This window comes from Candidatus Binatia bacterium (assembly GCA_036382395.1).
GTDB lineage: Bacteria > Desulfobacterota > Binatia > HRBIN30 > HRBIN30 > JAGDMS01.
This window is the reverse complement of sequence record DASVHW010000260.1, coordinates 1-12,553: the sequence shown is the minus strand read 5'-3', so window position 1 is coordinate 12,553 and position 12,553 is coordinate 1. Positions and strand designations below refer to the sequence as shown.

General features: G+C 64.3%; 11 protein-coding genes. 4 read left to right on the top strand and 7 right to left on the bottom strand.

What is annotated here, in order from left to right; genetic code table 11:
- The 6 genes from VF515_12250 to VF515_12225 form a co-directional block, all read right to left on the bottom strand.
- The coding region (locus tag VF515_12250) for an aldo/keto reductase (protein HEX7408406.1) at window positions 1–489 on the bottom strand (489 nt) is incomplete at its 3' end.
- Between the two features lie 64 nt (window positions 490–553).
- Entirely contained in the window at window positions 554–1,690 is a 1,137-nt protein-coding gene (locus tag VF515_12245; GenBank protein HEX7408405.1) for an acyl-CoA dehydrogenase family protein, read from the bottom strand.
- An 18-nt stretch (window positions 1,691–1,708) separates the two neighbouring features.
- Window positions 1,709–2,896 carry an acyl-CoA dehydrogenase family protein gene (locus VF515_12240; protein HEX7408404.1) on the bottom strand — a complete coding sequence of 396 codons (1,188 nt, stop codon included), beginning with the start codon at window positions 2,894–2,896 and terminating at the stop codon, window positions 1,709–1,711.
- Between the two features lie 51 nt (window positions 2,897–2,947).
- Window positions 2,948–4,459: an AMP-binding protein gene (locus VF515_12235; protein HEX7408403.1), complete on the bottom strand. Its 1,512-nt coding sequence runs from the start codon at window positions 4,457–4,459 to the stop codon at window positions 2,948–2,950.
- Window positions 4,460–4,569: 110 nt separating this feature from the next.
- Window positions 4,570–4,959, bottom strand: a complete 390-nt coding sequence (locus VF515_12230) for a type II toxin-antitoxin system VapC family toxin (GenBank protein HEX7408402.1) — start codon at window positions 4,957–4,959, stop codon at window positions 4,570–4,572.
- 30 nt (window positions 4,960–4,989) lie between these two features.
- Window positions 4,990–5,265, bottom strand: coding sequence for a type II toxin-antitoxin system prevent-host-death family antitoxin (locus tag VF515_12225; GenBank protein HEX7408401.1), 276 nt, complete (start codon window positions 5,263–5,265; stop codon window positions 4,990–4,992).
- A 282-nt stretch (window positions 5,266–5,547) separates the two neighbouring features.
- Here VF515_12225 and VF515_12220 point away from each other — a divergent pair, with 282 nt between their 5' ends.
- From VF515_12220 to VF515_12205, 4 genes are read left to right on the top strand one after another with little or no spacing between them, the layout of a single operon-like run.
- On the top strand, window positions 5,548–6,792 hold the full coding sequence (locus VF515_12220) for a sulfotransferase (protein ID HEX7408400.1): 1,245 nt from the start codon (window positions 5,548–5,550) through the stop codon (window positions 6,790–6,792).
- Window positions 6,793–6,831: 39 nt separating this feature from the next.
- Window positions 6,832–8,094 (top strand): DUF1214 domain-containing protein, encoded by a 1,263-nt coding sequence (locus VF515_12215; protein HEX7408399.1) that lies wholly within the window; start codon window positions 6,832–6,834, stop codon window positions 8,092–8,094.
- Window positions 8,095–8,105: 11 nt separating this feature from the next.
- On the top strand, window positions 8,106–9,170 hold the full coding sequence (locus VF515_12210) for a TIGR03617 family F420-dependent LLM class oxidoreductase (GenBank protein ID HEX7408398.1): 1,065 nt from the start codon (window positions 8,106–8,108) through the stop codon (window positions 9,168–9,170).
- Between the two features lie 24 nt (window positions 9,171–9,194).
- Window positions 9,195–12,086 carry a molybdopterin-dependent oxidoreductase gene (locus VF515_12205; protein ID HEX7408397.1) on the top strand — a complete coding sequence of 964 codons (2,892 nt, stop codon included), beginning with the start codon at window positions 9,195–9,197 and terminating at the stop codon, window positions 12,084–12,086.
- A 50-nt stretch (window positions 12,087–12,136) separates the two neighbouring features.
- On the opposite strand, the gene VF515_12200 is transcribed toward VF515_12205, so the two are convergent.
- Window positions 12,137–12,553, bottom strand: a 417-nt coding sequence (locus VF515_12200; protein ID HEX7408396.1) for an aldo/keto reductase, incomplete at its 5' end; no start/stop codon positions are given.

Genomic DNA, 12,553 nt, shown 5'->3' with positions numbered 1-12,553 from the left:
CGCGTCCACAACTTGCCAGGCGGCGAAGTTGGAGCAGCCGATGTAGCGCACCTTCCCCTGGTGCACGAGGTCGTCCAGCGCCCGTAAGGTCTCCTCCATGGGCACGCCAGGGTAGGGGAAATGGACCTGATAGAGGTCGACGTGATCCGTCCCCAGCCGCCGCAGACTGCCGTCGATGGCGTTCATGATGTGCCGTCGCGACGTGCCCATGTGCAAGAGCCCGGTGTACGAACCGGTGGGTCCGACAAACTTGGTGGCGATCACCGCGTCCAGCCGGCGGCCGCCCTTCAGCGCCTTGCCCAGGTACTCTTCGGACAGACCGCCGGGGCCGTAGATGTCGGCGGTATCGAAGAACGTGATCCCGAGGTCCATGGCACGATGGACCATCGCCGCCGACTGATCCGCATCACAGCGGTGCCCGAAGTTGTCGCACCCGAGCCCGATTACGGAGACCTGTAGTCCTGAACGACCGAGAGTCCTGTACTCCACTGCAATTCCTCCTGAGGTTATCGCCGCGCACGGCGCGGAGTGTAACCCAGCTCGTCAGCGCACCTCAAGAAAACTCCAACGGCCCGGTTCTGGCCATATCTCGACCCAGCCGCGCCAGGTGCGGTGCGGCCGCTCCCAAGCTCAGTTCCAGCGCCTTTGACCAGAGGAAGTAGCGGTGCACGGGATAGTCGACGTCGACGCCGATCCCGCCATGCAAATGCTGGGCGGCAGCGGCGATGCGCGCGCCGGCCTCGGCGGCCCAGAACTTCGCCACCGCCACATCGCGTGTGGCAGACGAGCCTTGCGACAGCTTCCACGCCGCTCTCCAGGTCACCCAACGCATGGCTTCGAGATCGATGTAGCAATCGGCCATGCGATGCTGGACGGCTTGGAAAGAACCGATGGGCACGCCGAACTGCACGCGTTCGCAGACGTAGCGGCTGGTGAGTTCGACGGTTTTCTCCGACACACCGATCTGCGTTGCACAGGTGGCGATCACGGCGCACTCGTATATCCAGTTCAACTTCTCGCTGCCGGACTGACCATCGCCGCCGAGGAGGTCCGTCGCGTTGACCCGGACGCCGGAGAGCTTGACCGCAAAGAGCGGCTCTTTGGTCGTCGTCTCCTGGCGCGTCTGCGAGACGCCAGCGGCGCGCGGGTCGACAAGGAAGATCCCGACGCCGGTGCCGGTGGTGGCGGGCACCAAGATGCGTTGCGCCAGATGTGCCGCGGGCACGAAAACCTTTTGGCCGTCGAGTATCCAGCCGCTGCCGTCCTGGCGCGCCGTTGTCGCCGGCTTGCCGGGATCCGCCGACCCCGCGTCGACGAGCGCTCCGGTCAGCATGGCCTTTCCGGCGGCCATCGGTTCGAGCCACTGCTTCTTCTGCGCATCGGAGCCGAACTGGGCGATGGCCAGGCCGCCGAGCACCAAGGTCGGCAGCACCGGTGCCGGCGCCACCACGCGCCCGATCTCTTGCAGAAACACGCACGCTTCCGCGATGCCGAAGCCCATGCCGCCGAGATCTTCGGGCACGGCGAGACTCAGCAGGCCGGCTTCGGCGAACGTCGACCACAGCTCGCGATCACACCAATCGGGCTGCGCGGTGACGGCCTTGACCCGTTCCGGCGTCATTTCCTTATCCAGGATCCCGCGAGCCAGGTCCCGAACCATGATCTGGTTTTCGGAAAAATTGAAGTCCATTGGTCCCTTCCTCAATCCTTAGCGTCGCTGCGCCCGCGGCAGGCGGAGGCCGGCCATGGCGATGATGTCACGTTGCACCTCGTTCACCCCACCGCCGAAGGTCAGCGTGGTGGCGCCACGGTAGGCCTGTTCGAGGAATCCACCGAAGAGCACGGCGGGTTGCCCGGTCATGACGAGACCAGCCGCACCGACGATCTCGAGCAAGAGGCGGTAGCATTCCACGAAGAACTCGGTCCCCATCACCTTGACCGCCGAGGCTTCGGCCATGTCGGGTACGCCTGCTGTGATGGCCCACGCCGCGCGCCAGTTCAGAACCTTGAGGGCTTCGAGCTTGGCATAGACACGAGCCAGGTTGAGTTGCACCCACGGCTCGTCGATCATACGGCCGCCGCCACCCGGGGCGACGGTCTTCGACGCCCACGCCCAGACCTCATCAACGAGGCGGTCCGCCAGGCCGGGGGTCGCCAGCGTGATGCGTTCGTGGTTGAGCTGCGAGGTTATGAGCCGCCAGCCGCCATTCTCGGGACCGACCCGATTGCTCACCGGAACGCGGACGTTGTCGTAGTACGTCGCGTTGGTGCGCTCTCCCCCCAGCGTGTAGATGGGGGTCACCGAGAAGCCGGGGCTGGTGGTGGGCACGAGGATGATCGAGATGCCCTTGTGTTTGGGCGCATCGGGGTCCGTGCGGGCGGCCAGCCAAACATATTCGGCGTCGTTGGCGTGCGTGGTGTAAACCTTTTGCCCGTTGATGACGTAGTCGTCGCCATCGTGCACGGCGCGGGTCTGCAACGAGGCCAGGTCGGTGCCGGCTGACGGCTCCGTGTAGCCGATGGCGACGAACAACCGCCCCTTGAGGATTCTAGGGAGCAGCTCGGCCTTCTGCTCGGGTGTGCCGAACTGCATGATGGTGGGGCCGACGGTGTTGATCGCGATCACCGGGAGCGGCGCGCGCGCGCGGTAGGTCTCATTCCAGAAAATGAACTGCTCGATGGCGGAGCGGCCCTGGCCGCCATACTCCTTCGGCCAGCCGATGCCGAGCCAGCCATCGGCGCCCATCCGGCCGACAATTTCACGGAAAACGGGGCCACCCACCTCGTGCCATTCCGCATCCAGCGCGGCGCGCAGCTCGGGGGTGAACAGATTCCTGTAATACTCGCGGATCTCTTTTCGGAGCGCTTGCTGCTCCGGGGTGAAATCGAGGTACATGACCGATATCCTTCTTGTGTGTGTGAGAGGGCGGTTCGGGTCCGAGTTCCTTCAAATGTTCCTTTCGCGGTCTTTCCAGTAGCGCTCGCGCAGCAGCCGAGTGTACAGCTTGCCCGTCGGGTGTCGCGGGAGTTGAACCTCGAAGTCGATCGAGCGCGGCACCTTGTAACTCGCCAGATGTTTGCCTGCAAACGCTAAGATGTCGGCTTCGAGCTGCGGCGACGGCCGGTGCCCGTCCAACAGCTCGACGGCGGCCTTGACGGCTTCGCCCCACTCCTCGTCAGGAATTCCAAAGACGCACACGTCGGCCACCGCCGGGTGCTGTTGCAGCACCTGTTCGATTTCGGCGGCGTAGATGTTCACCCCGCCGGAGATGATCAGGTTGGATTTCCGATCGGTCAGATAGACGTAGCCGTCGGTGTCGACACGGCCGATATCGCCGGTTGTGAACGCCCCTGGCTCCAGATAGGACTCCGCCGTTTTCTCCGGGGCCCGGTGGTACTCGAAAACCTTGGCGAGCTGCTTGTGGCGGCAATACAGAATGCCGGTCTCTCCAGGAGGCAGACGCTTCCCGCCATCATCCACGGCAAAGACCTCGAAGTTCGGTGTCGCCCGGCCCACGGTTCCCGGATGGGCGAGCCAATCCACCGCATCGACGAGCGAGCACACGCCGCCTTCAGTAGCGCCCCAGTACTCGACGATGACCTTGCCCCACCACTCGATCATGCGCGTCTTCACCGACGGAGCGATGGGAGCGGCGCCGTGCAGCACCAAGCGCAATGCGGAAGGATCGAAGGCGTTACGGATGTCCTCGTCGAGGCGCAGGAGGCGCACGAACATGGTGGGCACCAGGTGCGTGTGGCGGATCTGGCGTTCCTGGATCAGCCGGAGCGTGTGCGCCGCGTCCCACTTGGGCATGATGATGATCGGTGCGCCATTGATCTGGTCGTATATGGCGAACAGCAGCGGGGCGGCGTGGTAGAGCGGCCCGGTGATCAGGTGTGGGCCGCTGCCGTCGAGCCCGAGCGTTGCGCCCGCTGCGGCCGCGGCGGACAGCGCCGCGCCCAGGGTCGAGGGGCGCGCGCGCTTTACGCCTTTCGGGCGCCCGGTAGTGCCGCTGGTGTAAATCATGGTGGCGCCAGCCGGGCCATTGAGCGGCATCGGTTCGTCCGAAACATCAGCCAGCGCCGAGTCGAGTTCCTCGCCGGCGAGCACGATCGTTGGAGCCGTCGATTGCCGGGCCGTGGATTCGTGCCGCGCATCGGTGAACAGGACTCGTGCCTCCGAGTCCTCAATGATGTATGCGATCTCCTCGGGTTGGAGGTGCCGATTGATCGGAGTGAGCCAGATGCCGGCCAGCAGGGCCGCCAGCGTCAACTCGACGCCCTCGACCCGATTCCCCATCAGCAGCGCGGCGTGGTCGTCCGGCTGCAATCCAAATGTGTCGCGCAGCAAGTGGGCGATCCGTGTGCTGCGATCGGCCAACTCGGCCCAGGTGCGTTGGCGCGTCAGATCGTCGAGCGCCAGCTCGTTGGGGTTGGTTGCTGCCCTGTGGAAGATCATCGTTGCTTGCCGGCCCTCACCCAGACCCTCTCCCAGAGGGCGAGGGAACCTTCAATCGAGCACTCTTATAATATGCCGAGCGGCCCGGGCAAATCGTTCTGAAGAAGACGTTAGGCGGGAGCGACCACCGCGAATCCCAGAAGGGCCGCAGCGTCCGCCATCCGCCGGTCGTACGTGATCACCGCCTCGAGATCGGGCGACACTAGCTGCGCCGCGGCCAAATGGATCGCATCCAACGAACGCAAGATCCGCGGATCAAGTGTAGCCGCTGCGTCCAGTAAGGCATCATCGAGCTGGATGAGATCAACGCGCCGCAGAACCTGCCGAGCCCTGTGCAGGGCCGCTGGACCGAGATGCCGCACGGCCCGCGAGACCTCAGTTCGGGAAAGGCTGCACGAGATACGCTGTGGATGCGCGCGCAGATAGCGCCTGAGCGCTGCCGACTCCGGCTCCTGTACCACCAGCTTCACTATGGCCGACGAGTCCAGGTACACCGCCACGCAGCACCTCGTGGGCTCACCGAGCGATGATCATCGCTCGTGTGCGCGCATCCGCGCCAGTCGCTTCGACGCTCGCGGTGCGCCGCGCTTGATGCGCAACGGTGCGCCGAGATCCAGGAGGTCTCCTTCCGCCGCTCTCAGCCGCCCAGACGCCTTGAGAACGCTCAACGGGCCAGTGCGCATGGCCGGTACGAGCACGGCGACCCGATGGCCGCGGTCGGTCACCTCCAACGACTCACCGTCCCGCACCTGCCGCAGGACCGCGCTCGCGTGTTGTTGCAGTGCCCGGATGCCGATCCGCTCCATGTGCGTCAATGTAGCACATCCGTAAACAAGCTCAAATCGCGAAACCAACGCCGACTATCGCCAGCGCGTTGGGGTTTCTTTCTGCTTTCTCTAAGATCATCATCGTTCGCCGGCCCTCACCCAGACCCTCTCCCAGAGGGCGAGGGAACCTTCAATCGAGCACTCTTATAATATGCCGAGCGGCCCGGGCAAATCGTTACCGCAGAAATGCGATACTGACTGTTGCTCGCGCCAGGGAAAACGAGCTATGCGATGTCGCATCGCTGAGCTATTGGGAGTTCTATGTCGATTTGGCAACCCGGTCCACGTCCTGAGTGGGTGCGTGCCCTGAATACGCTCGGGGATCCGTCGTGGATACGGCTCGACGAGGGAGCGCTGCTCGACGAGGCGGTGCGGAATACGGGGCTCTCGGATTTCGGCGGCGATTCGTTTCGCACACCACTGCGGATCTTCCTCGACTCGCTGGCACAGGAGGCGCAGCTCAACTTCGTCGGCCGTGTGCTGGCACGCAGCGACATTCTCAATCTGCTCGAGAACCGCTTGCGGATGACCGAAACGCGCCAACGCAACCCTGAGATCGACGCGGTGCAGGTGACACGCCCGATCTTTATCACCGGCCTGCCGCGCACCGGCACCTCGATTCTCCATGAACTGCTGGCGCAGGACCCAGCCAACCGCGTGCCGCTGGCTTGGGAGGTGCGCTCTCCGTGTCCGCCTCCCGAGAGCGCCACGTACGAGACCGATCCCCGCATCGAAAAGGCCGACCTGGAGATCCGCTTCTGGAACCACGTGGTGCCCGAGTACCCGACGATGCACGAGCTGGGCGCCAAGATTCCGGTCGAGTGCATCATGTTGACGATGCACGAATTCCTGAGCGATCAGCTTTCCGGGACCCATCGGGTGCCGAGCTACGCGGCGTGGCTTGCCCAGACGGACATGCGGCCCGCCTATGCGTATCACCGTCAGATGCTGCAACTGCTGCAGTGGCGTGCGCCGCGCGAACGGTGGGTTCTCAAAGCGCCGTCGCACATGGCGACCCTCGACGCGCTCCTCGCGGTTTACCCGGATGCGCGCATCATCCAGACCCACCGCGATCCGCTCAAGGTGATGGGCTCGGTTGCGAGCATTCTTTACGCCACCGCGTGGGTCCGCTCCGACGGACTCGATCCCGAACAAGTCCTTCAGTGGTTCGGCGGCGAGTCGTGCTCGTTCCTGTTGGAGAATGCGATGCGGGTTCGGAACAGCGGCATCGTCGACGCGCAGCAGTTCTTCGACGTCCGCTATCAGGATCTGATGCAGGACCCGTTCGGCACGATCCGTGGCATCTACGAGCACTTTGGAGTCCCGTACTCGGCAGAGGCGGAGGCCCGCATGCGCGCCTACCTCGCGGCCAAGCCCAAAGACAAACACGGCGCCCACCAGTACGCCTTCGAAGACACGGGCTTCGACCTCGAGACCGAACGCCGCCGCTTCGCCGCCTACCAGGAGCGCTACCGCGTGCCGTCCGAGGTTCTGCCGGCTCGTTAACAGGCTGCCTTTGAGGGAATTCAGACGGAGATCACAGCGATGGACGATAACCGCATTGCCGGTGGCATTGGCGCGACGGGCGAGAAGCTGAAGCGCTTCCGACGGCCACCTGCAGCACCCGAAATCAACGCCGAGCGGCTCATGAGCGGGCAGGCCTGGTCAGACTTCTGCGACGCGCTCAAGACAGCCGGCGAACACATCTTGAACCCAGACGCTCCCGGTTCGGCGTTCGACCGTGCGGAAGGATTTCGGTACCTGCTCGGTCTCGTCACCGCCGGCATCCGGCAAGCGGTGGTTTTAGCCGATCCGGATATCCCCCGTTTCATCCGCAATCCCGACATCACGTCGAAGTGGGGCGCGGAGAATGCCGACAATCACTACCTGTGGACCAAGATTCGCAGCGATGCCACTTACCGGATTACCGGCAAACGCAACAGCGCCTACGACTTCCTGATCGAGGTGAAAGAGGGATACATGCAGCTCGGCGACGATCGGAATTTTGCCACGCTGACGGCGAGCCAACTCACGACCGCGTCCGATGGGAGCTTCGAGATCATCCTGAGTGCCGAGGAGCAACCAGGGAACTGGATTCCACTGCACCCCGATGCCCGGTACGTCGCCATCCGCCAGTACTTCTATGATTGGGAGCACGAGGAGCCGGCCGAGTTTCGCATCGTCGCAATCGGCAACGAAGGTGTGGCGCCACTGCCGCTGCGACCCGCCGGCGCGGCGGACATGCTGGACAACGCCGGTGAATGGATCGAGCAGACGGTGCGCTTCTGGAAGCAGTGGGTCGTACAGTTGCGTACGCAGCACCGGCCCGGAGAGCTGGCCCCCGCGCGTCGCTACGTCGGAGGTGCCGACGACATTTACTACGGCAACGATCTCTACCAGCTCGCTGCGGATGAGGCGATGATCATCGAGAGCGAGTTGCCGCAGGCGCGTTACTGGTCGTTTCAGCTGTGCAATCTGTGGTTCCACACCCTCGACTACGCGAACCGGCAAACCAGCATCAATGGGCGTCAGGCGCACATCGACGGTGACGGGCGCTTCCGCTGCGTCATCGCGCCTCGGGACCCCGGCGTCCCGAACTGGCTCGACACCGCCGGCCACCTCGAGGGTGTGATCCAATACCGCTGGATCTGGACGGAGACGAATCCGGCGCCGACGGTCCGGGTGGTCAAGTTCGCTGAGGTGCGCAGACATCTGCCTTCCGATACGCCGGTCATCGGCGTGGAGGCGCGCCGCGACATCATCCGCAAGCGGCAGGAGCACGTGGCTCGCCGTGAGCCGGTGAGCTGAAGGAGAGCCGCATGCGAGTTGGAATTGCGCTGATCGAGAATTACAGCTTCACGCTGGAGCCGACCTCGCTGGGCATCGGCGGGATCGCGGCGGCGGCGCGCAAGCTCGAGGAGCTGGGTTTCGACGGAATCATCTCCTCCGAGACCGCCGGCCATGATCCTTTCTTTCCCTTGCTCATCGCCGCCGAGCACACGCAACGCGTGAGGCTCAGCACCGGGGTGGCCGTTGCCTTTCCACGCAGCCCGATGGTTGTCGCGCAGATGGCCTGGGACCTGCAACGCTTCTCCGGCGGCCGCTTCCAACTCGGGCTGGGCACGCAGGTGAAGGGTCACAACGAGCGGCGCTACGGCACGCCGTGGACGGCGCCGCCGGGGCCGCGCATGCGGGAGTACGTTCTCTGCCTGCAGGCCATCTTCAAAACCTTTCAGAACAGCAAGCAACCGAGCTACTTCGACGGCAAGCACTACAAGTACACCATGTCGCCGCCGGTGTTCACCGCGGGCCCGATTGAGCATCCGCGCATTCCCATCCACCTGGCCGCCGTGAACAATTACATGTCTCGCCTCGGCGGCGAGGTGGCGGACGGTGTCTTCGCGCATCCCGTGTGCACCGCGAAATACATGCGCGAGGTGATGTTGCCGCAGGTCGAGGCCGGCGCCCGCAAAGCCGGCCGCCAGATGCCGGACATCGACATCATCGGGGCGCCGATCATCGTGACGGGCCGCAATGCGAAGGAGCTGGAGAAGGAGCGGCAGCTCTTGAAGCGGCGCGTCGCCTTCTACGCCTCTACCCGCACGTATCAGCCGGTGTTCGCGGTCCACGGCTGGGACGAGATCGGCCTCAAGCTCCACGCCCTGTCGCTGGAGAACCGCTGGGAGGAGATGGTGCAGCTCATCCCCGACGAGATGGCGGAGGAGTTCGGCACCATCGGCTACCTGGACGAGATCGGAGCCAAGCTCAAGCAGCGTTGGGGCGGCATCCTCACCACCATGAACCTGCCGACCGACTTTCCGCTGCGCTCATCGGAGGATGAGCAGCGGATGCGGCGGATCATCGAGACGCTGCACCGGACGTAGGCTCGATTTCATGAGGAGCAGCTGATGGCAGTTGAGTCTACGAGAAGAGGCTTCCTGCAAGGTGCCGGAGCCCTCATCCTCTCGCTGACCCGTCTCGGGCTGCGGGATGCTGTTGCGGCGATGCCAGACGGTGCCTCGGCCTCGAACCCCAGTGCCGCGCTTCCTGAGTACCGGGGCTGGGAGGATCTGTACCGGCAGCGATGGGTCTGGGACAAAGTTGCGAAGGGGACACACCACGTCAACTGCTGGTACCAGCGTGGGTGTAACTGGAACGTGTACGTCAAGGACGGCGTGGTCTTTCGGGAGGAACAGGCCGCCACGTATGTGCAGACCAATTCCGACGTCCCGGACTTCAACCCGCGCGGCTGCCAGAAGGGAGCTTGCTACAGCCAACGCATCTACGATGCAGCCCGCTTGCACTATCCGCTCAAGCGCGCCGGCGCGCGAGGGGAGGGAAAGTGGACCCGGGTCTCGTGGAAACAGGCGCTACGCGAGATCGCCGACAAGACCATCGACGCCATGCGCGAGGACGGCCCCGGCTCGATTACCTGGGATCCAGGCGGCGGCAACACGCACGGCTGCCGCGGCATCGGACTCTATCGGACGGGATATGTGCTCGACACGCCGATCATCGACGTCAACGGGGAGGTGGGCGACCATCACCCCGGTGCCTACGCCACGCTGGGCAAGATCTCCTGTGCGAGCTCCGCCGACGACCTGTTCTACTCCGACTTGATCCTCGTGTGGGGCGGCAATCCCACCTACACTCAGATCCCCAACGCCCACTTCATCATCGAGGCGCGCTACCGCGGGGCCCGGGTGGTTGCCATCGCTCCCGACTACAACGCCTCCGCGATTCACGCCGATCGGTGGATCTCCGTCGACGTCGCGAGCGATGCGGCTTTCGGGCTCGCCCTGGCTCATGTGATGGTGGAGGAGGGGATCTACGACGCGCCCTTCGTCAAGGAGCAGACGGATCTGCCGCTACTCGTCCGCACCGACACCCACACGTTCTTGCGCGGGCGCGATCTTCAGAAAGGCGGTGACGAGGACACTTTCTACGTGTTCGATCGGACGACGAACGCCATCCGCGAAGCTTCGAAAAAGGCGTTGTCGCTTGAAGGCGTTGACCCGGCCCTGGAGGGAGAGTTTCGCGTCAACGGCACTGCCGGTGAGATCACCGTCACTCCCGTCTTCTCTCTCCTGCGCAAGCATCTGGCCGCCTACTCGCCACAAGCGATGGCAAACCGCACCGGCGTCCATCCGCAGATGATGCAGACGCTGGCACGCGAGATTGCGCGGGCGAAGGCCGCCACCATCATCACCCAGTCTAACTTCTCCAAGTTCTACCACGGCCTTGAAATGGAGCGGGCGCAGATCCTGGTGCTCGCCCTCGCCGGCCAGATCGGGAAGAAGGGGAGCGGCATCAACGTGTTTCCCGCCCTCGATGTCGCGGGTATAGCCAGCGCCAATTTCTCTCCGGGCTCCGTGTCTCCCAAGAAAGGCGCGGCGTTGATCGACGCCGCCATGGCCCACGCGTTCATCCGCAACCGCGAGCAGGGGCTGACGGACGAGATGACCATCTATCAGCTGGCCCGCGAGGAGTATCGGAAGGGCGGCCACGTCAGCGGCATGCTGTTCCTCTATTTTCAGGGCGGCCTCGATCAGATCTACGGTGCTTCGGCGCGATGGGATCCCACTATGAAGCGGGAGCTGAAGGACTACCTGGCGGAGTCGTTACAGAAGGGCTGGCAGATAGCTCCCGCGAAGGCGCGCCCGCGCATTTTCTTCGAGGCCGGCGGGAACTTTCTGCGGCGGACGCGGGGGTACGACCGGCTCTATACGACCTTTCTTCCGAAGCTCGATCTGCTCGTCACCATCGACTGGCGCATGAGCAACACGGCACTGCACAGCGATTACGTGCTGCCGGCGGCGACCTGGTACGAGAAGGACGACATCACATGGGCGACGCCCATCGCGCCTTTCGCGCACGTGACCACCCGTGCCGCCGCACCGGTTGCCGAGTCGAAAACCGATTGGGAGTTTCACTGCCTGTTGCTCAAAGAGATCCAGAAGCGGGCGAAGGAACGCGGGCTGACGGCCTTTGTCGACCGGGCGGGGCAGGAGCGGCGCCTCGATCAGGTCTACGATGAGTTCACCTTCGGCGGACGTTACCGAGAGGACAACCCGGAGGAGCTCCTCGACGAGCTGTTGTCGTTCACGACGAACCTTGGAAACATCCGTTGGAACGACCTCAAGGAGAAGGGCTTCGCGCGCTTCACCGGCCTGGGTGCGGATTACCTCAACATCGGCAACGCCACCGACATCAAGCCCGACGAGACGATTACCGCCAACACCTGGCACACGGAGAAGAAGCAGCCGTGGCCCACACTGACGCGGCGCATCCAGTTCTACATCGATCACCCGTTCTACCTGGAACTCGGGGAGGCGCTTCCGACGCATAAGGATTCGCCGAAGATTGGAGGGGACTATCCCTTGCAGCTGACCAGCCAGCACGCGCGCTGGTCGATTCATGCCTCCTGGCGTGACGACGCGCGTCTGCTCCGGCTGCAACGCGGCGCGCCGGTGATTACCCTGAGCGTGATGGATGCGAAGGCCCGCGGCCTTACGGACGGAGACCGTGCGCGGGTGCGAAATGACATCGGCTCCTTCGAGGTGGAGGTGAAGGTGTCGGGGGCCGTGCATCCGGGGCAGGTGATCATCAACCACGCGTGGGAGCCCTACCAGTTCAAAGGTGGCCGCTCGCACGACGTGGTTGCCCCGAGCCCCATCAACCCCCTCCAGATCGCCGGCGGCTACTTCCACCTCCAACCCGCGCCGTACATGGGCTCAGCGGGCGGAGTTGATCGGGGGACGCGGATAGAAGTCGAACGGCTTGGCTCCGATAGCCGATAGGCATGAGCTCAAAGTCGCCTTGGTGCGACCTATCGACTATCGACCTCCGCTCAGATCGACTCCGATAGGCCGCGAACGAAGAGCGGCTGCATGGCAAAGCGAGTCACATCGGCTTCCAGCTCCGCAGCGGACGGGGCCGCGCCAATCTGCGCGGCGGTGTCCAGGATGTGGCGCAGGAGGGTTGCGTCGCTCGACGAGTTCAAGAAGAGCCCGGGCTGGCTGAGGACGAAGTGCACCGCCCGGCGGATGGCGTCGGGCTCCTTGAGCGGCTCGTACCAGCTGAAGCGGGGTTGCGTGTCGTCTTGCCAGCGGCGGCGTGCCACCGATTTGATCGTCTGCACGGCGACGCCGTGTGCCCGGCAGAGCGACAGCAGCGTGGCGAAGTCGGCCGCGTACTCCGGCATGCGCATCATGGTGAAGTTGCAGGGCAGGAGGACGGAGTCGAAGGGAAAGCGCTCGAGGCTGCG